The following is a 24,301-nucleotide window of genomic DNA, read 5'->3' as shown; positions in this document are numbered from 1 at the left end:
CTAACTCTACGCATGGTAACGCTGTAAACGCTCGATTTCCTCTTTAGATCCCAGCATGACAGAAACACGCTCATGCAGATCCGTCGGGATTAAATCCATAATCAATTGATCACCGTTAGTAGATGCGCCCCCAGCCTGCTCTACTAAAAAACTCATCGGGTTCGCCTCATACATTAAGCGTAACTTGCCCGGCTTATGTGGTTCGCGCTGATCCCAGGGGTACATAAAAATACCCCCTCGAGAAAGTACGCGATGCACATCTGCCACCATGGAAGCAATCCAGCGCATATTAAAGTCTTTGTCACGCTCACCGCCAACACCCGCAAGACATTCATCAACGTAACGGCGCACTGGCTCCGCCCAATGACGCATATTGGACATATTGATTGAAAATTCTTTGGTAGCGTGGGCTATCTCTACAGATTCTTTAATTAATACAAATTCACTAGTAACCCTATTCAAGGTAAACATCACAACACCATCACCAAGAGTTAAGGCCATTGTGGTTTGGGGTCCATAAACCACATAACCTGCAGCCACCTGATGACGCCCCGACAATAAGAAGTCAGTCGTTTGCAATGGTGCAGCAGGATCTTGTTTTTTGAGGACTGAGAAGATCGTACCGATGGATACATTCACATCAATATTTGATGAGCCATCGAGTGGATCAAATAATAGTAAATAGTCGCCCGTTCCTTGAACGGCGACTGGTAGTTCCATTTCCTCAGAAGCTAAGCCCGCGAGTGATTGACAGCCTTTAACACCCTCAATTAATAAATCATTCGCGATCACATCTAACTTTTGCTGAACCTCGCCCTGCACATTGCCTGTACCAGCAGAACCCAATAAACCAATCAAAGCACCTTGAGCCACCTCATGGCTGAGGGTCATGCAAGTATCAGCAACCGCTACTAACAGCTCTTGTAGGCCAGTAGGAACGGCATTGCCCTTGACCTGGACAGTCTCTAAATATTGCTTGAAATGGGTATTAAAAGTCGTTGAAGCTGTCAAAAGAAATTCTCCATCAATCTGGGGTGGTACATTGCTAAACAGACTCTATTTTGCCTTCAAAGCACATTTACTATAAAAATATGCCGCTTTAATCACCAAGCGCTTTCAGAATCACCTCTTTTACATCTGCTGAGAGGGTTTCAGATTCGGCTACTCGCTCCAGGGCCGCCCGCATCAAACTTTGATAGGGTTGTGCAAACTGCTTCCAGCGATCAAGGCCTCTAGCTAAACGAGCAGCTACTTGAGGATTGATAGCATCTAAGGCGAGCACAGATTCTGCCCAAAAAGCATAACCACTGCCATCCATTTGATGAAAGCTAGCGGGGTTATTCATACAAAACGCATGAATCACGCTACGAACACGATTAGGGTTGTTCATTCTGAAAGCCTCGTGCCCTTGCAAGCGACGCACATCACTCAAAGTGGCAACAGCATCAGTAACGGGGGGCCTACTCGCCTGTAAAGAAAACCACTTATCGATTACTAAAGGATCATCTGCAAAGTGAGCATAAAAGTCTTCAAGGCATGCAACTGCCGATGAGGATCCCTGAATCACCAGCGCTGCTAAAGCAGCATAACGATCAGTCATATTATCTGCATTGCGATATTGATTGACCGCCATTGGCGACCAAATTAAAGGATCTGCCTCCAGCAACATACTCAACGCCAGATTCTTCAAAGCCCGTTTACCGGCACTTGCCGCATCAGGATTGAATGGACCAGGCGTTTGCATTTGCTGGTAGAGGGAAGCCCACTCCATTCTGAGTTCTCTTGCAATGGCCTTACGGAAAGCGCGACGAGCTACATAAATTTTCTGAGGATCAACGCTGACACACTGCTCATACAAATAAGTTTCTGCAGGCAAAGTCAGTGCAAGGTCTTTAAACGCAGGATCTAATGCGGGATCCATCAATAGATCGCGATAAGCCGAAATCAGCGCTGCATCAGGTAAACGACCCTGCAAAATCATCTGCATTGCTAATTTTTGCCCAGCCTCCCAGCGATTAAACGCATCATCATCACTTGAGAATAGCGTTAATAAATCAGCCTCACTTTGATCAAAGTCCAACTTAATAGGCGCAGAAAAATTGCGATTAATAGACAAAACGGGACGGGTTTCTACATCCGGAAAGGTCCACGTTTGACTTTCTTGCGTCAACTCCAACAAGCTTTCTTGTTGATCACCAGCAGGCGTCAATAAACGCATTGCCAATGGAATATGAAATAACTTAGTGTCCTTATTTTTTACATTTGCAGGAGGGTGTTGTGTCACCGTCACTTGATATTCTTTTTTAGCCGCATTATATGATTCGACCACGCTCACCGTTGGAGTGCCTGCTTGGCCATACCAATTCTTAAATTGCTCAAGATCACACCCGTTCGCATCAGCCATCGCCATCAAGAAATCTTCGCAAGTCACAGCCTGACCGTCGTGGCGCTTAAAGTAGAGATCCATTCCCTTACGAAAGCCCTCTCTACCCAGTAGCGTTTGGTACATACGCACAACCTCAGCGCCCTTTTCATACACTGTCACGGTATAAAAGTTATTGATTTCTTGATACTCATCTGGACGAATAGGATGTGCCATTGGGCCCGCATCTTCTGGAAATTGGAGTTGACGCAAAAGTCTGACGTCCTCAATCCGCTTTACCGCCCTACCGGACTCACTACCCATTTGATCGGCAGAAAATTCTTGATCACGAAATACGGTCAAACCCTCTTTTAGGGATAGTTGAAACCAGTCACGGCAAGTCACCCGATTACCCGTCCAGTTATGAAAGTACTCATGTGCCACAACGCTCTCAATATTGGCAAAGTCGGCGTCGGTTGCAGTCTCAGCCTGAGCCAAGACATATTTGGTGTTAAAGATATTGAGACCCTTATTCTCCATAGCTCCCATATTAAAATCTCCTACAGCCACAATCATGAATCGCTCTAGATCTAATTCCAAGCCGTAGCGTTTTTCATCCCAGTAAATGGAGGCAATTAAAGAATCCATCGCATGGCGCGTCTTCTTTAAATCGTGTGACTCAACCCAAATTTGCAATAGTTTCTTTGCGCCACTACTAGTCGTAATAGTCTCTTCAATACATTCCAACTTACCAGCAACCAATGCAAATAAATAAGCGGGCTTAGGGAATGGGTCTTCCCAGATTGCAGTGTGCCAACCATTAGCCAATTTTTCAGTACTCAGTAAATTGCCGTTGGATAATAAAACTGGATACTCCGCCTCTCGCGCCCGCAAAATAACCCGATAGCGCGCCATCACATCGGGCCTATCTAGAAAATAGGTAATTTTGCGAAAGCCCTCAGCCTCGCATTGCGTAAAAAAGTTACCATTAGAAACATAGAGACCCATCAGCGAGGTATTTTTCTCAGGAATGCAGACACAAATGATCTCGACACTAAACGCTTGGCAGCCATCATGGGGTAGCGCATGAATCGTCAGCGTCAGAGGCGTCAACTCAAACTGACGATGGGCCTCACCATTGATGCGTAAGCTTACAAATTCAAGTTCTTGGCCCTGAAGAACTAAAGGCAATCCGGCCTCATGATTGGGCCCAGGTAAAACTTCCAGGCGGCTTTTAACAATGGTTCGCGCTGGATCCAAAGCAATATCAAGCTCTACCTGGCTAAGAGTGTAATAAGGGGGGAGGTACTTGAGCCTGTTGAAGCTCTGCGGTAGATCAGTTTTCATGGGGTAATTTTAAGCCCGAATGGCAGTTTGTTCTTAACCCCAAATGAGGGTCGCTAAACCAATCACAATAAAAGTGATTGCGGCTACCCCATGTACCCATCGAAGCGGTAAACGCTGGGTAAATTTCTGGCCTATCCAAACTGCAGGGGCATTCGCTAGCATCATCCCCAAAGTGGTGCCTACGGTGACTGACAGCACATCTGCATACTTCGCACCCAGTGCGATAGTAGCGATCTGGGTCTTATCCCCCATCTCTGCCAAGAAAAAAAGGCCTATTGTTAGCATAAAAACTTGAAAGGCTTTGTCGGCAACCTTAGAGTCTGCCGCATCATCAATGTGGTCTGGAACCAGCAGCCAAAGTCCGATACCCAAAAAACTGAGCCCTAAAATCCATTTCAAAACATCCGCGCTCACTAGACTGGTGAGCCAGTGCCCTAAAAAAGCTGCACAAGCATGATTCGCAATCGTCGCAATAAAAATGCCACCAATGATTCCGAACGCTTGTTTCGGATAGCGAGCCGCCAACATCAAAGAAAGTAACTGGGTTTTATCTCCCATCTCGGCCAGAGCAACAACGCCTGTGGATATGGCTAGCGCAGAAATATCCATCTGCTCAAGCTGTTAGAAGGGGTTTTTGCATCCATTAATAATAAAGCAAAGCAGGCGGCATATTCTCGATATATGCCGCCAAAGCACTACACAGCTAGCAATTCCTCAGCTGATACAAAGTCTTTTTTCTGAGCAATGGCCACTGGTTCTGATGTCAGTATTCCTCGGTGCACACTTAACCCATTCCGTAAGTGAGGATCATTGAGTAAAGCAATCAAGCCACCTTTATTCGCCAATGCTTCAATGTAAGGGTAGGTTGCATTTGTAAGCGCAAAAGTAGAGGTGCGAGCTACAGCACCCGGCATGTTGGCAACGCAGTAGTGCAACACACCATCCACAGTAAAAGTGGGGTCTGTATGAGTAGTAGGTCTAGAGGTTTCGAAACAACCTCCTTGATCTATCGCCACATCAACTACTACAGCACCAGCCTTCATCTTGCGGACCATCTCTCGAGTGACCAACTTTGGTGCAGCGCCTCCTGGCAGTAGTACAGCGCCAATCACTACATCCGCCTCACACACTTCCAGCTCGACTAATAGCGGGTCTGCATAAAAGGTTCTTACGCGATTGCCATAAAACATATCTATTTGCCTCAAACGATCAATATCGCGGTCAAAAATACAGACTTCCGCACCAATCCCTACCGCCATTTGAAGAGCATTACGACCCACTACACCTGCGCCCAATATAACAACCTTTGCAGGCGCAACGCCCGGCACTCCGGCCATCAAAATACCCAAACCTCCGTGCGTCTTTTCAAGATGAGTAGCTGCTGCCTGAATCGACATCCTACCCGCCACTTCACTCATTGGTGCAAGCAGCGGTAATCCACCAAGTCCTGAAGTGACTGTTTCATAAGCAATGCACGTAGCCCCTGAGGACATCAACGCTTTGGTTTGGGTTGGGTCTGGAGCAAGATGCAAATAGGTAAAAAGAATCTGATCCTCGCGCAACATGGCACATTCTTGTGGCTGAGGCTCTTTAACTTTGACAATCATCTCTGCTTTTGAAAATACCTCGGCCGCACTATTAATTAATGTGGCTCCCGCTAAACGATAAGACTCATCTGTTAAACCAATCTGCTCTCCAGCCCCTCTCTGAATTAATACAGAGTGACCTTGTTTGCACAAACCTTTTACATTGCCTGGGGTTAAGCCTACACGGAATTCATTATTTTTTACTTCTTGAGGTACGCCAACAATCATTGCTATCTCCTTATTTAAAGTCACGATTGAGTTTGGTTTTGTGATGCAAGCCCACTAGGTAGAACATGACGAGATACAGGCCCATTAAGCAAGGCCCTAATATCAAAGCCATCCTGGCATCCTCATGAAAGCCCATCAGCACTACTACTAAAGCAATAAATGCCAATGCGAACCATGAGGAATACGGCCACCAAGGGGTGCGATAAGCTAACTCAGCTACCTGGTTTTTTGTCAAAGAGCGACGAAATTGAATCTGGGTAATCAATATAGAAATCCACACCATCAGGCCGATAAACGTCACTGCGGCCATGACATACTGAAATGCCTTATCAGGTACAAAGTAATTGAGTACGACTCCGGACATACACACAGCTACTGTTGCCATCACTGCTCGATGAGGAACGCCGTACTTGGATAACGTCGCAAAGGGAGATGGAGCATACCCATTCACCGATAAGGCATATAACAAGCGTCCACCACTAAAAATGCCGGCATTACAGGAAGACAGCGCTGCAGTAATCACCACAAAGTTAATCATGCCTGCAGCCTCACGCAAGCCAATGCGTTCAAACATCACTACAAAAGGACTGCCCTGCTGACCCACTTCATTCCAAGGGAATATCGCCAGAATCACGAAAATTGCACCCATATAAAAAATTAAAATACGCCAGGCCAATGAATCAATTGCCATAGGTATGGTTTTACGTGGGTTCTCAGCCTCACCGGCAGACAAGCCAATCATCTCAATGCCGACATAAGCAAATAAGACCATCTGCAGCGAGAGCAGCATACCGCTAATACCATTTGGGAAAAAGCCACCATGAATCCAGAGATTACTTAATCCAATGGGGTTCCAGTCATTCGTAAAGCCAAAAAAAATCACAGAGCAGCCTAATGCAATCATCGCAATAATCGCCACGACTTTGATCAAGGCGAACCAGAACTCAAATTCACCAAAGACTTTTACTGCAATCAAATTAATCAGACCCATCATCAGAATCGACGATAGTGCCCAAATCCACTGCGGCGTATCTGGAAACCAAATCCCCATGTAAATACCCACTGCTGTGACCTCAGCAACACCCACGACGATCCAGTAAGTCCAATAACCCCAGCCGACCATATAGCCAGCCAGAGGACCCACATAGGTATTGGCATAGGCTGCAAATGATCCTGCTACAGGCTCATGGACTGCCATTTCACCTAAAGTGCGCAGCACAATAAAAGCGACGATGCCCGCCAGTAGATATCCCAGCAGAATAGAAGGCCCAGCGATTTTGATTGCACTTGCAGAACCAAGAAATAGTCCGACACCAATCGTTGATCCTAAAGCCATCAAACGAATATGTCGCACCTTGAGGTGACGCTTTAAACTAGTATGTTCAGTCTGCAAAACAGACCCCCTTTCAGTTTGTCGTTGGCAAGTCACCAACGAAGCAAGGTCTAGGCAGGAGTTCTGATCTCTACTAGAGGGGTAATTTATCTAAAACTACTAAATAAATAAATATGATTCTTACAAAACAAAAATGGTTATTTAAATCAAAGGTTAGGCATTTTTAAACACCCAACAGATTACTAAAGAATACGTAATTTCCTACAGGGATTGCCCTTAAGGGTTTAGCTAGATTTAGGTAGATTCTGCTGAGACTACTGACTGAATCGAGATCAGATTGAGGATTTCTGCGGCGGCGGCTAAGCCGCAGGCTGCCGTTACCATAACGGTAGATCCATAGCCTGAGCAGGCTAAGCCGCCACTAGCTACGCCGGCTCTTGGCTCATGTGAATACACAGCACGAATGCCCATCTTGCTCCTTAAATTTCTGGAAAAGCCATGATCTTGTCTAAGTCCTTGGCGCACCTTTGCAAGTAAAGCATCTTGCTCGGTTCGAGACAGATCATCGCAACGAACAGAGGTGGGATCCGATTTTCCGCCCGCGGCCCCACACATCACTAATGCACGATGATTTTGAGTGGCCCAAACTGCTAAAGCAATTTTAGTCAGCACCGAATCGGTCGCATCCAAAACTAGGGCCTCTTGAGGAATCCACTCCTCTAAATTTTGTGGCTCTAAAAATGTATCGCAGATAGTCAGTGTGATTTCAGGATTAATCTGCCGTATCCGCTCAGCCATAGCCTGCACCTTAGCCTTACCAAACTCCCCCTCAAGCGCATGTAATTGGCGATTGGTATTGCTCTGAGAAATGTGATCAAAATCGACTAAGACAAGATGGCCGATAGCGGTTCTAGCCAAGGCTTCAGCAGCCCAAGAGCCAACACCTCCTAATCCAGCCACAACCACAGTCGCCTTGCGAAATCGTTCACGCAGCTCAGGGCCATAGAGGCGAGCCACCCCTCCAAAGCGACGATCATCTGCGCTAACCTCATTAGCCAACACCTCAGTTGCCTCCAACTTGTCTTCTGCCATAGCTTCTCTATATACTTTAAAAATGGATCCCATTGCTCAACTTCGTAAAAACTATACCTTTGGTCAGCTCTTAGAAACTGAAGTTCCAGTCAATCCGCTAGCTTTATTTCAAGTATGGTTTGATCAGGCTACAAAAGCAGAGTGTCCTGAACCGAACTCTATGACCTTGGCGACTGCTGATCAGGCCGGGAATCCTTCAGCTCGTATTGTCTTACTAAAAGGCGCAGACCAGAGTGGCTTTACCTTTTTTACCAATTACGACAGTCAAAAGGGTCGTGAGCTGGCAATTCGGCCCCAGTCAGCACTACTATTTCACTGGCATGAACTTGAGCGTCAAATACGAATCAAGGGCTCGACTGAAAAAATCACTGCATCTGAAAGTGATGATTACTATCACTCTCGTCCAGCGGCCTCCCGAATTGGCGCATGGGCTTCCCCACAAAGTACTGCAATCCCAAACCGGGAATTTTTAGAGCAGGCTGAAAAAGATTTTGGCGCGAAGTTTGGAAATGCGCCTCCGCGCCCAGAGCATTGGGGAGGGTATCGATTGCGCCCAACCGAAATTGAATTTTGGCAAGGCCGCCCATCACGGTTGCACGATCGCATTCACTATCAACTAGAGGGTAATAACTGGTGCATTACCCGGTTAGCTCCCTAAATCGACCACCGACTATCTCATTGCGTCTTATTGAAAGCCTACAGCTAACAAAGATCTAAACTTCGCCCTAAATTTGGCTAGCTTAGGCGCTACTACTGCCATGCAATAACCCTGCCCAGAGTGCTGACGGAAGTAATCTTGATGGTAATCTTCGGCCGGATAAATCACTGGTGCATCAGCAATTTCTGTCACGATTGGATTGGAGTAGATTTTCGCATCCACTAATTCTTTCACCACCTCATGCGCAGTCTTATTTTGAGCCTGGCTATGCGTAAAGATGACCGAGCGATATTGGGTGCCATGGTCATTACCCTGATAGTTCAGTGTAGTCGGATCATGAATCACAAACAGCACTTCCAATAGGTCGCGATACGTGATCACACTAGCATCAAAATAGATGTCCACAATTTCTGCATGGCCGGTTGTGCCTGAACAAACAGACTCATAATCCGGATTGGGGCGAGGGCCACCTGCGTAGCCTGAAATCACTGCGCTTACACCGGTAATTTGCTGATAAACAGCCTCAAGACACCAGAAACAGCCTCCTCCTAAGGTGGCACGCTCAATAGTTGCTAAGTTTTCTTCGTTAATAGTGTTCATGCCTTTATCCTAATACCTTATTCAATCATTTGCTTGCCGCCTATCTTATTCCCATGACAGTCAATCGCCTTACGCTCCAATTAGAAGAAATTAAAGCGGCTTATGCTGCTGACCCCAATCCCACCCTAGAGGTTCGACTAGAGAGAATTGGCCGTATTGAGAAGCTGGTGGCAGCCAATGAGGAAAGAATTTGTAAGGCTTTAGAAGCAGATTTTGGAGTTCGTAATCCAATTGAAACAAGGCTGGCTGAATTTCAAATGATTTATCAAGCCTGCAAGCATGCTCGCAAACATCTTAAAGAGTGGATGAAGCCCAGCTTGGTAGATACACCCAGCTTCTTAGGCTCATCCCAGGCTTGGACTGAAATGCAATCTCTGGGTGTAGTGGGCATCATGAGTCCCTGGAACTACCCAGTTCAATTAGCGCTTGTTCCGGCCATTGCAGCACTTGCAGCTGGTAATAGAGTTTGGCTAAAACCCTCTGAAAGAAGTTTGCGTACATCCGGTTATTTGGCGAGCCTTATTCAAGAGTATTTTCACCCAAGTGAATTTTGCGTAACTACTGGTGGCGTAGACATTGCCGAATCATTTGCTGCACTTGCCTTTGATCATCTCTTTTTTACTGGCTCGGAAAATACCGGCAAGAAAGTGATGCGCGCTGCAGCCAATCACTTAACCCCCATCACACTCGAGCTAGGCGGTAAATCGCCTGCGATGATCGATCTCTCAGCCAATCTTCCAGACGCTGCCAAAAGCATCATTTACGGAAAACTGATTAATGGCGGTCAAACCTGTATTGCACCAGATTACGTTTTAATTCATCAAAGTCAATGTACTGCTTTTGTTGCAGAGCTACAAAGTGCCGCTCGAGAACAGTTTTCTAATGTGGAGGAGTTCACTAGCGCGATTGATTCAACGCAACTTGCTCGTTGGCAGCTGTTGGCAAAAGATGCGGTAGAACGTGGTGCTCAAGTTACTCCACTACTACCACTGCATGAGAACATCCCAAACTATTTCACGCCACTTGTATTAATGAATGTGCCAGCAGATGCGCTCATCATGCAGGAGGAAATCTTCGGGCCTATTCTTCCAATAGTCACCGTTGAGGACGATACTGCCGCTATCCACTACGTCAACAGTAAGCCCAAACCATTAGCCCTTTATTGGTTTGGTCAGGATCGCAAAACAATGCAGCGCGTAATTCATGAAACACGCTCTGGTGGAGTCACGATTAACGACACCTTACTTCACGTTGCAGTGGAAGACCTTCCCTTTGGAGGCGTTGGCGCCAGTGGTATGGGTGCTTATCATGGCAAAGCAGGTTTTGACACCTTCAGTCATCGAAAGTCGATTCTTCAGGTGCGCGGTTTCTTCGGGCTATCCTTCCTACGGGGCACTCGATTGGCAAGGCCACCCTATGGAAAAGGTGTTGAGCGTCTACTTCGCTGGCTACGCTAATTAAAATAGTTCAAGGGGAAACCCTTGCTATTAAGCAATATCAATGTCATACTTAGGGGCTTTTTTAAGCAATTTGATTCATCGCCCCCCAGCTATATTTCAGCGATTAGTTTAGAAGTCATAAACACAACAACGCTGCCGCCTGTCTGATGGTCGATGCCTTTGACCATCACACTCAAAAAAAACAAGAGTGTATACACGGAGACATCCCCTAAAGGGGATGTGTAATAGCATGACTTTTTCTCAAGAAACGAATCACGAGTCCAAGGACTCAAAGCCGACTGGAACCGAATTCCAGTCTTTCGCGCTCGCGCCATCACTCCTTAAAAACATTGCTGAATTGGGTTATACCCAAGCTACCGAAGTACAGGCTCAGGTTATTCCTGCGGCTTTGGCAGGTGGTGATTTATTAGTCAGCAGTCAAACTGGTAGCGGTAAAACAGCCGCCTTTTTATTACCTTTAATTAATCAATTGATTGAAGACAACCCTAGTAACTCACCTGTTCCAGGTCGTGCTCAGCCTAAAGTATTAGTACTCTGCCCTACCCGTGAATTAGCGCAACAGGTTTCTGCAGATGCAGTGAACTTAGTTCGTGGAATGAAGGGTATTCGCATAGCAACAGTCATGGGTGGCATGCCTTACGGCAAGCAGATCCAAGCATTGAAAGGCGCCTTGTTAGTAGTTGCAACACCAGGTCGCTTACTTGACTTAACTGATAGCAAAGCCATTCGCTTGGATGATGTGAAGCAACTTGTGATCGATGAAGCGGATCGTATGTTAGACATGGGATTTGCAGATGATCTAGAAGCAATTGATAAGCGTTGTGTTGCCCGCACGCAAACCTTGATGTTCTCTGCTACTTTTGCACCAAAGATTATGTCTTTGGCCAATGAGTTGACCACTAACGCAAAACGTATTGAGCTTGCTCATGCTGGTGAAAAACACGCCAACATTGAACAGAAGCTTCACTGGGCTGACAGTGTTTCACACAAGCATAAATTGCTCGAGCATATTTTGGCTGATGCCTCTTTAGATCAAGCTGTTGTATTTGCTAGCACCCAGATCGAAAGTGAAAAAATTGCTGATACCTTACGTGCCAATGGTTACGAAGCTACCGCACTTCATGGTGCAATGCCCCAAGCTGTGCGTATGCGTCGCCTTGAGTCACTTCGCAAAGGTCACACGAAGATTTTGGTTGCTACTGATGTCGCTGCGCGCGGTATCGATGTACCCCGCATTAGTCATGTGATTAACTTTGGCTTACCTATGAAGCCAGAAGATTACACACACCGTATTGGTAGAACTGGACGTGCTGGTCGTAACGGCGTAGCAATTACCCTAGTTGAGCATCGTGATCGCGCAAAGATTCGCAATATCGAGCGCTTCACACAGCAAGATATCGTTGCCTCTGTTATTGCCGGTCTTGAGCCACAAGCCAAGCCTAGCTTTGGTGGTGGCGGTGGTGGTGGTCGTCCAGGTGGTGGTCGCTCTGGTGGTGGTCGTTCCGGTGGTGGTGGTCGCTCTGGTGGTGGCTACGGTTCAGGCGCTCGTTCCGAGTCTCGCTCTGGTGGTGGTAATGCTGGTGGGAACCGCTCTGGCAATCATTTTGAATCTCGCTCGTCTGGCGACTCACGTCCTTCAAGTGACTCACGCCCATCCGGTGACTCGCGTCCTGGCAATCGCTTTGCTGATTCACGTCCTGCACGCTCTGCAGACTCGCGTCCAAGTACTGGCAGCCGCTCTAGCGACTCACGCCCATCTGGTGATTCACGTCCCTCAGCTGGTCCTCGTTTTGCTAAACCCAAAACTGGCGGTCAACGTCGTAGCTTTAGCGGCAACTAAATATGGCTCACCGTCGTCGTCTCCGTTCTTCATGGAATCGAGTCGATTCCGGTGAACTGCATCAAGCGCCACGCAAGTGGCAGTCTTGGCTCAGTGATACCGGTTCTTTAACTCAAAAAATTGAATCCGTCATTGGTCAAAAACTAGAGGTAGTAGTTTTACGAGACTGCCGACAAAACCTCAATAGCGACGAAAGTCGCTATTTTCATTTAAAGATCCAGCGCTGTCGGGTTCGAGAAGTGTTGCTGTGCGCAAACAATATTCCATTGGTAATGGCACGCAGCATCATTCCCAGTTCAAGCTCTAGCGGTAGTAACCACCAGGTTCTGCGCTTAGGTTGCAAGCCCTTAGGGGCCGTCTTATTTGCAAAATCCCGCACCCATTCCAAGGCAAAGCCTATGCGAGAAATTGCGCGCCTTGATCAGCGCAGCGCTCTATGGAAAACATGTTTGCAGCGTTATGAGAGCCTACCTAGCGTCGCCTGGGGAAGACGCACTCTGTATCACCTGAAAGGCAAGCCGCTTCTAGTGAGCGAAATCTTTTTTTCCTCACTTCTCAGTTGTTAAGTAATTAGGCTATTGCCGCTCAAGCCAATCTTGACTTGCTTTGACTAAAGCGTCGTCGCCAGACTCACAAACAATAATTTCTCTAAAGCCAATTTGTCTCGCTGCATCTGCAATATTCGGGTGTGAACACAATGCGACACTAAGATTAAGTGATAACTGAGCACGCCCCAGGTGGCGCGCAGCTTCCGAGGAAGTTAGCAACCAAAGAGATTGAGCAAAGTCTATTTTTCGGATGTCGCCCCAAATAGGGCTTTCTAAATCCAGCGGAATGCGGCTGTACACCGAAATCAAATCTAAGTGTGCTCCAGCTACTTTGAGCGTATTGGCTAGCCAATCACGACCGCCCTCGCCCTTCAATATCACCACTCGCTTTGTAGGCCAATCCCATTGCAGTTTTTGCAGTGCCTTCCAAAGACCCTCAGAGTCCCACTCAGTACTATCTTGGGGATAAAGTAGCCTAGTTGGGGCGCTCTCACTACCAATGCCATAACTACTTAAAGCAGTTAAGCTACCACCGCCCATTACCCCAATAGGAACGGGGCTGTTAGTGAGCTCTTGCCAAGAACATTCTAACAAACGCATCGTGCATTCAATTGCATTCGGGCTAACAAAAATTGCTAAATCGGCCATATGTAATGATGTTGCAATATCTTGGGCCAATGCACTCCCCTTCGCTGGAAGAATGGTGAGTAATGGCAGTGAAATGATTTCCGGAGGCTTTGCTTGGCTAGCAGGGCTCTTTTGCAAACATTTGTAAAGCAACACTGACAGCTGCTGTGCTTGCCCGCTAGGGCGCGTAATCACAATGGTCTTAATGCTCATCGATCTGGTGCTTTGATTTGTTATCTACTGAGGCAAACCGTTTGGCAATAAACTTGCTGCGCCTTGCAAAATTAAATCCTGTGCTACTGCAAGACCTAGGGCCTCTGCTTCTGCCAAGCTTCTGACGGATCCTTGGGCGCTAGCCAAACAGATCGCCTTACCATCAACGCTAGCGACAAATGAGCGAATCTGCATTTGATCTTCGCTCCAAACAGCATAAGCCGCTAAAGGTACTTCACAAGAGCCCCCCAATTGACGGGAGACCATTCGCTCAGCGGTCACTGCATACAAGGTTGGTAAATTACTTAAGGGAGCAAGCCACTCTTTAATATTCGGGTGTTTACTGAGGGTTTCAATACCCAAAGCGCCCTGCCCAGCTGCTGGCGTGTAGGGATCAATTGGTAATAGCGCTCGAATACGTGCCTCAAGCCCTAGGCGCTTTAGACCCGCAGCTGCCAAAATGATGGCCTGGTACTCGCCACGATCCAGCTTACCCATGCGGGTATCCAAGTTACCCCGTAAAGGATGAATCTCCAAATGCGGAAATTGTGCTCTCAACACAGATTCACGACGCAGGCTAGAGGTTCCAACAATGGCACCCTGGGGCAGATCCTCTAGGCTTGCATAGTCGTTCGATACAAACGCATCACGCGCATCCTCACGTGCCATGACGCACGATAAATCAAAGCCCTGAGGCATCACCATCGGGACGTCTTTTAGGGAATGCACCGCCAAATCGGCTCGACCGTCCTCCAAAGCTGTTTCCAACTCTTTAACAAAGAGGCCCTTACCACCCACCTTGGAGAGTGCTTTATCCAAAATTTGGTCACCCCGCGTGGTCATACCCAAAATCTGGACATCGCACTCTGGATAGTGCTTTTTTAGGCAATCCCTGACATGCTCGGCTTGCCACATAGCAAGCCGGCTCTCGCGAGAGGCAATCACAAGACGCTGAGGAGGGCTAGAAATAGAGGATATGGAGCTAGAAATGGGGAGTTGGGACATAACATTTAAAATAATCGAAGACCTTCACCAATATACTGCGTTTATGAGCACATCAAATAATTCCCTTGCCAACAAAGCCCAAGCTTGGTCGGCCCGCTTTACCGAACCCGTTGACGAACTAGTGCAACGTTACACTGCCTCGATTGGCTTTGACCAGCGCTTTGCGATGGTGGATATCGCAGGGTCCTTGGCCCATGCTCAAATGCTAGCAACTCAAAAGATTATCAGTGCGCAAGATTTAGCGGATATTCAAAAAGGCATGGCGCAGATTAAAAGTGAAATCGAGGCTGGTGAATTTCAATGGCAGCTGGCTCTGGAAGATGTTCATTTAAATATTGAAGCCCGCCTGACACAGTTAGTCGGTGACGCTGGTAAACGGCTGCATACCGGTCGCTCACGCAATGATCAGGTCGCGACTGACTTAAGACTCTGGTTGCGTGGAAGCGTCGATGAGATCGCGGTCACACTAAGATCATTACGTACTGCACTGCTTGATCTTGCAGAGAAGCATGCTGCAACCATCATGCCTGGCCATACCCATTTGCAAGTCGCTCAACCGATTACCTTTGGCCACCACTTGATGGCCTATTACGAAATGTTCAGTCGGGATGCCAGCCGCTTAGCAGATTTACGTGCACGGTTTAATCGCCTGCCATTAGGCGCGGCAGCCTTAGCGGGCACTACCTATCCAATCGATCGCATGCAAGTAGCGCGTACTCTTGGCTTTGATGGCATCTGCGCAAACTCATTAGACGCCGTTTCTGATCGTGATTTTGCGATCGAATTTTGCGCGTTTTCTGCTATTTTGATGATGCATGTATCACGCCTCTCAGAAGAGCTGGTGCTTTGGCTCAGCCCACGCTTTGGATTTATTGATCTACCGGATCGCTTTTGCACCGGAAGCTCTATCATGCCCCAGAAGAAAAACCCCGATGTCCCTGAACTAGCGCGAGGTAAAACAGGACGCGTTTACGGCGACTTAATTTCTTTATTGACATTGATGAAGAGTCAGCCTTTGGCTTACAACAAAGATAATCAAGAAGATAAAGAGCCTTTATTTGATGCAGTCGATACCGTACAAGATACTTTGCGTATTTTTGCAGACATGATTCCCCATATTGAAGTCAAAGCCGATGTGATGAGGTCAGCAGCTGAAGAAGGTTTTGCAACGGCTACTGACTTGGCAGACTATTTAGTAAAAAAAGGTTTAGCCTTCCGAGATGCACATGAGGCAGTAGCGCATGCAGTAAAAGCCTGCGTGGGTCGCAAATGCATGCTGACCGACCTTAGCCTTTCTGAATTGCGATTTGCCTGTGGTTTAGATAGTCGCCCCGAGCTGATGTCTGATGATGTCTTCGCCCTACTCACCGTGGAGGGCTCAGTGAACTCACGTCAACATGTGGGCGGCACAGCACCAGCACAGGTCTTGGCAGCCATTGAACAGGGTCGCGCTGATCTCTAGATCACATGGGCTTGTGGAGAACCCTCTCAGCGAGCATTGATCGCGTTAATCAGCTGCTAGGCAAGGCAGCAAGCATCATGATCTTGCTCTCTTGCGTTGTATCGGCGCTCAATGCCTTGCTGCGTTATAGCTTAGACATTAGTAACAACTGGCCACTAGAACTGCAGTGGTATCTGTTCGCCGCTGCAGTCATGCTTGGCGCCGCTTACACCCTAAAGCGCAATGAACATGTGCGGGTGGATTTAATGTATTCCCAACTCTCTGATCGCGGGCGTATTTACGTCGATCTATTTGGGCTGATGGTGTTTTTAATGCCTGCTTGCATTTTGTTTGCCTGGCTATCATGGGTTTCATTGTTTTATCCATCCTGGCTGGTATCTGAACATTCCCCCAATGCGGGCGGTTTAGTGCGCTACCCCATTAAATTCTTAGTGCCTTTTGGCTTTTTTATGCTGAGCCTGCAAGGTCTATCTGAAATCATTAAACGCATTAGCGCACTCAACGGTAAATCTACTTTGTCAGCCGCTGATTTGCATTACGAAAAGCCCATGCAATGATCCCATTAGAGTGGATGCCGCCGCTCATGTTTGGCGGCTTGATCCTATTTATGTTGATCGGATTTCCAGTGGCCTTTTCTTTAATGGCCGCAGGTCTTTTTTTTGCGGGCATTGCCATTAGCGAGCATTATTTTGATGTGCTTTTTTTACAGGCTATCCCGCAGCGTATTTTTGGCGGGGTTCTTGCTAACGACCTGCTCTTAGCAATTCCTTTCTTTACCTTTATGGGCGCCATCCTAGAGCGTTGCGGCTTAGCTGAAGAGATGCTGGACTCCATGGGTCAATTGTTTGGACGCGTTCGGGGTGGGCTAGGGTACTCAGTCATTATTGTGGGGTTCATCTTAGGAGCAATTACTGGCACTGTAGCTGCTCAGGTGATCGCTATGGCCATGATCTCCCTGCCGGTCATGATGCGTTACGGTTACAACATGCGCTACGCTACGGGCGTTTTAGCAGCCTCTGGGACTATTACGCAATTAGTGCCGCCCTCCTTAGTGCTCATTGTTCTGGCAGATCAACTCAAAACTCAAAGCGGTAGTGCTGATGTTGGCAGCATGTATCTCGGTGCGTGGGGGCCATCATTACTCCAAATCGGCCTATTTGCGCTCTATACCTTCCTCTTATCGCGCTTTCGCCCAGACTACTTACCCGCCGCCCCAGAGAGTCAACTCGCGCTCAGGGGTTGGTGCCTTTGGAAAAAATGTCTTCTCGGGATTATTCCTTCAGCAGCACTCATCTTTTTGGTCTTAGGTACTATCATGACCGGTATTGCCACACCCACAGAGTCGGGTGCTATGGGTGCAATGGGTGCTTTAGCGCTGGCCTGGTTACGCCGCTCCAACATCCCCGACCTCAAAGGCCTCATTGAGCAGGCCTACCAAAATACGATGCGGATCACTTGCATGGTTGTCTTTATTTTGATTGGCTCCACCTGTTTTTCAGTGGTATTTCAAGGTGTTGATGGCGGGCAATGGGTAGAAGCATTATTTTCAGACTTACCGGGTGGCTGGGTGGGATTTGTAGTGGCCGTGAATGTGTTCGTATTTTTTCTGGCATTCTTTTTGGATTTTTTTGAAATTGCCTTCATCATCGTTCCGCTACTAGCGCCCGTAGCTGTCAAATTACTCTCCCCTGTGCTACTTGCCTCAATGAATGGCAATCCCCAGGCGGCGGCCAGCGCCGCATTGGTATGGTTTGGAGTAATGCTGTGTGTCAATATGCAAACCTCGTTTATGCATCCCCCTTTTGGCTTTGCCCTTTTTTACCTAAGAGGAGTTACACCTAAAGAAGTCAAGAGTAGCGATATTTACTGGGGTGCTCTACCCTGGGTCGGCTTGCAACTTATTATGGTGGTGCTCGTCATTGCCTTTCCGGCACTCGTCACTACGCTACTAGATAAGCCAGCAGCGCTTATTCAAAGCCAGGATTTTAATTTCACGAACAGTGAAGAGCCTGCAGCAGCGATACCAGCAAATAACGTGGGCGACGATGCGCCGGTGGTCTTTCGGCTGGATAAGCCAACAATAAAATAATTCTGAAGTGACGGGTTTGGAGTTTTGCTTATTCATTAATGGCGTTGCTATTAATAGCAAAAAAAATACCCTGCAAAGGCAGGGTATTTTGATGAAACTAGATACATCAATTACAGCGTGCTATCTGACTCTAGTCTGACGCAATCGACATAATATTCACTGCGCCCACCCGTCTCGGACTTTACTAGTCCATGAATATCGGTCTCAAACCCAGGAAATTGTGCATTGAAGTCACGCGCAAAATAGAGATAATCAATAATTCGCTTATTAAAACGCTCGCCTGGAATTAGCAATGGAATACCCGGTGGATATGGCGTCACTAACATCGCCGTAATCCGATCCTGCAGCTGATCAAGGGGGACACGGTCTACTTTCTTATGCGCCATCCTGGCCCAAGCTTCTGATGGCATCATCGCTGGCACCATGTCTGAGGTGTACATCTCAGTAGTCATACGCGCTACGTCACGACCCTTGTAGAACTCATGAATTTGCTGGCAAATATCCTTCAAACCTACCCGCTCATAGCGAGGATGCTTTGCTACGAACTCTGGCAAAACTTTCCATAAGGGGGCATTTTTATCAAAGTGATCTTTAAATTGCTGCAACTCCGTAACCAAAGTATTCCAGCGCCCTTTAGTAATGCCAATAGTGAACATAATGAAGAAAGAATACAAACCACACTTCTCCACAATCACGCCATGCTCAGCTAAGTATTTCGTAACGATGCTAGCTGGGATACCCACAGAACCGAAGTTCCCCTCAATGTCTAAGCCGGGCGTTACGATAGTCGCCTTAATAGGATCTAGCATGTTGAAATCTTCAGCAACATTGCCAAAGTCATGCCAGCTGGCATTTGGCTCCAGCACCCAATCAGAGCGCTCGCCAATACCCTCGTCCGCTAAGTGATCTGGACCCCAGACCTTAAACCACCAGTCCGCACCAAACTTAGCATCTACCTCACGCATCGCGCGACGGAAGTCCATCGCTTCAGCAATAGATTCTTCTACCAGCGTTGTTCCACCAGGGGCTTCCATCATTGCCGCAGACACATCGCAAGATGCAATGATGGCGTATTGGGGGCTAGTTGAGGTGTGCATCAAATAAGCCTCATTGAAGCAGTCACGATCGAGCTTAGTGTCTTCAGCATCCTGCACTAGCACCTGAGATGCTTGTGATAATCCCGCCAACAACTTATGGGTTGATTGGGTTGCAAACATCAAACTCTTCTTAGTGCGCTTGCGGTCCAATCCAATTGCATGCATATCCTTATAGAAAGGATGGAAAGCAGCATGTGGCAACCAAGCTTCATCAAAGTGCAAAGAGTCCACCTTGCCGTCGAGCATGTCTTTAATAATCTCAACGTTATAAACAATGCCGTCATAGGTGCTTTGAGTCAATGTCATAACACGTGGTACGACCGTCTTATCTTTAATAAACGGATTGGCGTCAATTTTCTTCTGGATATTTTTCCACTCAAATTCTTCTTTCGGAATAGGCCCAATAATGCCCAAATGATTACGCGTCGGCATCAAAAAGATCGGAATTGCGCCCATCATCGTAATAGAGTGAATCACAGACTTATGGCAATTTCTATCGACTACGACAACATCACCAGGGGCTACTGTAGAGTGCCAAACAATTTTGTTTGAGGTGGAGGTGCCGTTGGTGACAAAAAATAAATGATCAGCATTAAATATCCGCGCCGCATTACGCTCACTTTGCAATACAGGGCCGGTATGGTCCAAAAGTTGACCTAATTCCTCTACCGCATTACAAACGTCCGCACGCAACATATTTTCACCAAAGAACTGGTGGAACATGCGTCCAACTGGGCTCTTCAAAAATGCAACACCGCCAGAGTGTCCAGGGCAATGCCAAGAGTAAGAGCCCTCAGAAGCGTAATTGGTTAAGGCCCGGAAGAATGGCGGTGCCAATGAATCCAAGTAAACCTTTGCTTCTCGAATAATGTGGCGAGCTACAAACTCAGGCGTGTCTTCATTCATATGAATAAAGCCATGCAACTCGCGCAAGATGTCATTAGGCATGTGACGTGATGTACGAGTCTCACCATACAAAAAGATTGGAATATCTTCATTGCGTTTACGCACTTCGGTAATAAATGCCCGTAAATTATTCAGTGCTGGTAGGTCATGATCCTCGGAGTCTGTTACAAACTCTTCATCATCAATCGAGACAATAAATGAGGAGGCGCGAGAGGCTTGCTGGGCAAAGGATGTAAGGTCGCCATAACTTGTTAAACCAATGACTTCCATCCCCTCAGTCTCAATGGCTTCAGCTAAATCACGAATACCAGAACCTGAAATATTTTCAGAACGAAAATCCTCATCAATAATGATGATTGGGAAACGAAATTTCATGAGCACCCTTTAAGGTCGCCAATATGGCGATTCAACAGATTAAGTCTTTGGTAAAGTAACGCCGACTTGGCCTTGATATTTGCCGCCACGATCTTTGTAGGACGTGCCACATACTTCGTCACTCTCAAAGAACAATACTTGCGCGCAACCTTCACCAGCGTAAATCTTGGCCGGTAGCGGTGTTGTATTTGAAAATTCTAGCGTCACATAGCCCTCCCATTCAGGCTCGAATGGAGTGACATTCACAATAATTCCGCAGCGGGCATAAGTACTCTTACCAACGCACACTGTTAGTACGCTGCGAGGGATCTTGAAATACTCTACCGTTCTCGCTAAAGCAAAGGAGTTTGGTGGAATGATGCAAACCGGACCCTTAAAGTCTACGAAGGATTGCTCATCAAAGTTCTTTGGATCGACGATAGTGCTGTTGATATTCGTAAAGATCTTGAATTCATCAGCACAACGAATGTCGTAGCCATAGCTAGAGGTCCCGTAACTTACAATTTTTTGGCCGGCAGCATCTATACGAACTTGCTCCGGTTCAAATGGGCTGATCATGCCTTGCGCGCCCATACGGCGGATCCAGTGGTCAGATTTAATAGTCATGGCCGAATTGTAAAACCTTCACAGGGGCAATGCCCATCAATTTACTCAGATGCAGGGGTAAAAACGACCCTCTCTGGAGCGTTATAAATCTCAAAATGCTTCCCGGAACAGCGAGAAAGCAGCGTGAGGTTGGTTTTGCGTGCCAACTCTAGGCCCATCAGGGTCACGCCAGAACGAGTCAACAGGAAGGGAATGCCCATCTGAGCCCCTTTAATCACCATCTCTGAGGTCAGACGTCCGGTTGTAAAGAAAACCAGATCCTTGCCGGGCTTGTCCGCGAGCCACATTAGGCCCGATATGGAGTCCACGGCATTATGGCGGCCCACGTCTTCAATAAAATGCAGCAGTTGAACATCATCATTGCCATTACGCTCAAACACCGCACAAGCGTGTACTGAGCCTGATTTCTTATAAATGGTGTCATGCATACGAATACTGTCAATCAGCTTCACAATCGCCTCCTGGGCCAGCAAAGGGCCCTCGGGCAATCGTATCTGATCCATCTCCTCAATCAATCCCCCAAACATCGTGCCCTGGCCACATCCAGTAGTCACTACCCGCTTACTTGTCAGGGCGTCAATATCTACAGTACTGCGATGGGTCTTGACCGCTGCCGAGTCTGTCTCCCAATCGACCTGAATACTCTCAATATCGTCTGGGGACTCTACTAAGCGCTGATTGCGCAAATAGCCCAGCACCAAAGCCTCTGGGGCACTACCTAAGGTCATTAATGTCACAACCTCACGCTTATCCAAATAAATGGTTAAAGGTCGCTCACCCGGGATATGGGTAGTCTTTAAGCGCCCGGCTTCATCCATGATCTGTACCTCATGCACCAGGGGCACCGAAGCGCTGGACATCTGAATATTGTGGGGCAAGGCCATAAACGTCTCTTTAATTAAGTTCAAATCGGTGTTTACTTTAACCGCAGACTAAAATTAGAGCATAAGTAAAACTCAAGGCCCATAATCTGGTGTTCTTAAAGCTGTATTTGATTGATGTTGTTCTTTTTATAAAAGCCCGCTTTTCATGAGTAGCCCCAAACGCCGCCTGCTAGTTACCTCAGCCCTTCCTTACGCTAATGGCCAAATCCATATTGGTCATTTGGTGGAATATGTCCAAACTGACATCTGGGTACGATTTCAAAGAATGCGTGGCCACGAAGTTCACTATGTCGGTGCTGACGATACCCATGGCACACCAATCATGTTGCGGGCTGAAAAAGAAGGCATCTCCCCCAAAGAGCTTATTACCAATGTTTGGAAAGAACATAAGCGCGACTTTGACGACTTCTTCATTTCTTTTGACCACTACTACACTACTGATAGCCCAGAAAATGAAACGCTATCAAAAAGTATTTATCTCAAACTGCGCGATGCAGGCTTAATCGAAATGCGCGCAATTGAACAGGCATACGATCCTGTAAAAGAGATGTTCTTGCCCGATCGCTTTATTAAAGGTGAGTGCCCTAAGTGTGGTGCTAAAGATCAATACGGCGATTCTTGTGAAAAGTGCGGAGCAACTTACTCTCCTACCGATCTTAAGAATCCATTCTCCGTAGTGAGTGGTGCAACACCGATTAAAAAAATATCTGATCATTATTTTTTCAAACTATCAGATCCCCGTTGCGAAGCTTTCTTACGCGATTGGACTCAAGTCAGAACACCTCTACAGCCCGAAGCACGCAATAAGATGAAGGAATGGGTCGGGCAGCCTGGCGAGAGTAAGTTAGGGGATTGGGATATCTCTCGTGATGCCCCATACTTTGGCTTTGAAATTCCAGATGCACCAGGCAAGTATTTTTACGTCTGGCTAGATGCTCCCATTGGCTATTACGCTAGCTTCCTCAACTATTGCCAGAGCAAAGGGATGAATTTTGAGGAATGGGTCAGACCCGACACCACTACTGAGCAGTATCACTTTATCGGTAAAGACATTCTGTATTTCCACACGCTTTTTTGGCCAGCGACATTGCACTTTGCTGGTTATCGAACGCCAACGAATGTATTTGCTCATGGCTTCTTAACTGTAGATGGCGAGAAGATGAGTAAGTCACGGGGCACTTTGATTTCTGCGCACAGTGTGATGGAGTGCGGCTTTAATCCAGAGTGGTTCCGCTACTACTTCGCCACAAAACTAAATGACAGCATGGAGGACTTGGATCTCAACCTTCAAGATTTCGTGGCTCGAGTTAATAGTGATTTATTAGGGAAGTACATCAACATCGCTAGCCGTAGTGCTGGCTTTTTGGTGAAGCGTTTCGGCGGTATTGTTTCTGATGATGCAATGCATCACCCTCTGCTTTCAGATATTGCCGGCGTAAGTGAAAAAATTGCGGAGCTCTACGAAGGACGCGAATATGCCAAGGCACTCAGGACCGTCATGGAGTTGGCAGATAAGGTCAATGCCTTTGTTGATGAAAATAAACCTTGGGAAATCGCCAAGAATCCAGAGCGTGAAGCGGACTTACAAAGGGTTTGCAGTGTGACTTTGGAGGCATTTCGCCTATTAAGCCTTTATCTCAAGCCGGTCCTACCCCAGGTCACCGCCGGAGTTGAGGAGTTCTTATCTGTGCCATCCATGACTTGGGATGATGTAAATACCCCGCTCTCCAGCCAGCATCCGATCAAAGCCTATCGGCACCTCATGACAAGGGTGGAAGCCCCCCAAATTGAGGCATTACTGGCGGCCAATACCTAAAGAAAGCCTGAAAACTCTCTGGCCCCATAAAAAACGAAGATTTGAGGTAATCAAGCAAAAAGTCGATGGGTTTGTAGGAAAAATCGTTAATAATGATGGGCTTGGCACTTAGTTGCCACCCAATAACTTTTGCAAGCTACTCAATTAGTTTGGTCATTTTAGGAAAT

General features: G+C 47.1%; 20 protein-coding genes. 8 read left to right on the top strand and 12 right to left on the bottom strand.

What is annotated here, in order from left to right; all coding sequences use genetic code 11:
- Window positions 1–6: 6 nt before the first annotated feature.
- From B0G85_RS08500 to B0G85_RS08475, 6 genes are all read right to left on the bottom strand, one after another.
- A complete protein-coding gene (locus B0G85_RS08500; protein WP_100380035.1) occupies window positions 7–1,011 on the bottom strand; it encodes a class 1 fructose-bisphosphatase in 1,005 nt (334 codons plus the stop codon).
- 88 nt (window positions 1,012–1,099) lie between these two features.
- The gene (gene pepN, locus B0G85_RS08495; RefSeq protein WP_100380034.1) at window positions 1,100–3,709 is read right to left on the bottom strand and encodes an aminopeptidase N; all 2,610 of its coding nucleotides are present in this window, start codon (window positions 3,707–3,709) and stop codon (window positions 1,100–1,102) included.
- 33 nt (window positions 3,710–3,742) lie between these two features.
- Window positions 3,743–4,318: a TMEM165/GDT1 family protein gene (locus B0G85_RS08490; protein WP_100380033.1), complete on the bottom strand. Its 576-nt coding sequence runs from the start codon at window positions 4,316–4,318 to the stop codon at window positions 3,743–3,745.
- Window positions 4,319–4,404: 86 nt separating this feature from the next.
- The gene (ald, locus tag B0G85_RS08485) at window positions 4,405–5,523 is read right to left on the bottom strand and encodes an alanine dehydrogenase (protein WP_100380032.1); all 1,119 of its coding nucleotides are present in this window, start codon (window positions 5,521–5,523) and stop codon (window positions 4,405–4,407) included.
- A 10-nt stretch (window positions 5,524–5,533) separates the two neighbouring features.
- Window positions 5,534–6,916 (bottom strand): amino acid permease, encoded by a 1,383-nt coding sequence (locus tag B0G85_RS08480; RefSeq protein ID WP_100380031.1) that lies wholly within the window; start codon window positions 6,914–6,916, stop codon window positions 5,534–5,536.
- 234 nt (window positions 6,917–7,150) lie between these two features.
- Complete coding sequence (locus B0G85_RS08475) at window positions 7,151–7,948, bottom strand: tRNA threonylcarbamoyladenosine dehydratase (protein WP_100380082.1); 798 nt, start codon at window positions 7,946–7,948, stop codon at window positions 7,151–7,153.
- A 22-nt stretch (window positions 7,949–7,970) separates the two neighbouring features.
- Here B0G85_RS08475 and pdxH point away from each other — a divergent pair, with 22 nt between their 5' ends.
- The gene (pdxH, locus tag B0G85_RS08470) at window positions 7,971–8,606 is read left to right on the top strand and encodes a pyridoxamine 5'-phosphate oxidase (protein ID WP_100380030.1); all 636 of its coding nucleotides are present in this window, start codon (window positions 7,971–7,973) and stop codon (window positions 8,604–8,606) included.
- A 27-nt stretch (window positions 8,607–8,633) separates the two neighbouring features.
- Here pdxH and msrA read toward each other — a convergent pair whose 3' ends face one another.
- Window positions 8,634–9,206, bottom strand: a complete 573-nt coding sequence (gene msrA, locus B0G85_RS08465; RefSeq protein WP_100380029.1) for a peptide-methionine (S)-S-oxide reductase MsrA — start codon at window positions 9,204–9,206, stop codon at window positions 8,634–8,636.
- 53 nt (window positions 9,207–9,259) lie between these two features.
- Here msrA and B0G85_RS08460 point away from each other — a divergent pair, with 53 nt between their 5' ends.
- From B0G85_RS08460 to B0G85_RS08450, 3 genes are all read left to right on the top strand, one after another.
- Entirely contained in the window at window positions 9,260–10,663 is a 1,404-nt protein-coding gene (locus B0G85_RS08460; RefSeq protein ID WP_100380028.1) for a coniferyl aldehyde dehydrogenase, read from the top strand.
- A gap of 232 nt (window positions 10,664–10,895) precedes the next feature.
- On the top strand, window positions 10,896–12,506 hold the full coding sequence (locus tag B0G85_RS08455) for a DEAD/DEAH box helicase (RefSeq protein ID WP_100380027.1): 1,611 nt from the start codon (window positions 10,896–10,898) through the stop codon (window positions 12,504–12,506).
- Between the two features lie 2 nt (window positions 12,507–12,508).
- Window positions 12,509–13,072, top strand: coding sequence for a chorismate--pyruvate lyase family protein (locus B0G85_RS08450; RefSeq protein WP_100380026.1), 564 nt, complete (start codon window positions 12,509–12,511; stop codon window positions 13,070–13,072).
- Between the two features lie 9 nt (window positions 13,073–13,081).
- On the opposite strand, the gene B0G85_RS08445 is transcribed toward B0G85_RS08450, so the two are convergent.
- Window positions 13,082–13,894, bottom strand: coding sequence for a uroporphyrinogen-III synthase (locus B0G85_RS08445; protein WP_100380025.1), 813 nt, complete (start codon window positions 13,892–13,894; stop codon window positions 13,082–13,084).
- Between the two features lie 24 nt (window positions 13,895–13,918).
- Entirely contained in the window at window positions 13,919–14,899 is a 981-nt protein-coding gene (gene hemC / locus B0G85_RS08440) for a hydroxymethylbilane synthase (protein ID WP_100380024.1), read from the bottom strand.
- A gap of 43 nt (window positions 14,900–14,942) precedes the next feature.
- Between hemC and argH the strand changes: the two genes are divergently transcribed.
- Genes argH through B0G85_RS08425 form a run of 3 tightly spaced genes read left to right on the top strand, consistent with a single transcriptional unit; the run spans window position 14,943 to window position 18,450 of the window.
- Window positions 14,943–16,361, top strand: a complete 1,419-nt coding sequence (argH, locus tag B0G85_RS08435; protein ID WP_100380023.1) for an argininosuccinate lyase — start codon at window positions 14,943–14,945, stop codon at window positions 16,359–16,361.
- A 5-nt stretch (window positions 16,362–16,366) separates the two neighbouring features.
- Window positions 16,367–16,918: a TRAP transporter small permease subunit gene (locus tag B0G85_RS08430; protein WP_100380022.1), complete on the top strand. Its 552-nt coding sequence runs from the start codon at window positions 16,367–16,369 to the stop codon at window positions 16,916–16,918.
- The gene (locus B0G85_RS08425; RefSeq protein WP_100380021.1) at window positions 16,915–18,450 is read left to right on the top strand and encodes a TRAP transporter large permease; all 1,536 of its coding nucleotides are present in this window, start codon (window positions 16,915–16,917) and stop codon (window positions 18,448–18,450) included. Before B0G85_RS08430 ends, B0G85_RS08425 begins: the two co-directional genes overlap by 4 nt.
- Window positions 18,451–18,560: 110 nt before the next feature.
- Here B0G85_RS08425 and B0G85_RS08420 read toward each other — a convergent pair whose 3' ends face one another.
- Genes B0G85_RS08420 through B0G85_RS08410 form a run of 3 tightly spaced genes read right to left on the bottom strand, consistent with a single transcriptional unit; the run spans window position 18,561 to window position 22,312 of the window.
- A complete protein-coding gene (locus tag B0G85_RS08420) occupies window positions 18,561–20,828 on the bottom strand; it encodes an arginine/lysine/ornithine decarboxylase (RefSeq protein WP_100380020.1) in 2,268 nt (755 codons plus the stop codon).
- A 39-nt stretch (window positions 20,829–20,867) separates the two neighbouring features.
- Window positions 20,868–21,434, bottom strand: coding sequence for a dCTP deaminase (gene dcd, locus B0G85_RS08415; protein WP_100380019.1), 567 nt, complete (start codon window positions 21,432–21,434; stop codon window positions 20,868–20,870).
- Between the two features lie 41 nt (window positions 21,435–21,475).
- A complete protein-coding gene (locus B0G85_RS08410; RefSeq protein ID WP_198508787.1) occupies window positions 21,476–22,312 on the bottom strand; it encodes a formate dehydrogenase accessory sulfurtransferase FdhD in 837 nt (278 codons plus the stop codon).
- 151 nt (window positions 22,313–22,463) lie between these two features.
- Here B0G85_RS08410 and metG point away from each other — a divergent pair, with 151 nt between their 5' ends.
- On the top strand, window positions 22,464–24,134 hold the full coding sequence (metG, locus tag B0G85_RS08405) for a methionine--tRNA ligase (protein WP_100380017.1): 1,671 nt from the start codon (window positions 22,464–22,466) through the stop codon (window positions 24,132–24,134).
- The last annotated feature ends 167 nt before the right edge of the window (window positions 24,135–24,301 follow it).

Origin of the sequence: Polynucleobacter brandtiae, assembly GCF_002797575.1 — a bacterium.
In the GTDB taxonomy this organism is placed as follows: Bacteria; Pseudomonadota; Gammaproteobacteria; order Burkholderiales; family Burkholderiaceae; genus Polynucleobacter; species Polynucleobacter brandtiae.
Note: the sequence above shows the minus strand (reverse complement) of the source record. Positions and strands in the feature narration are given on the sequence as shown.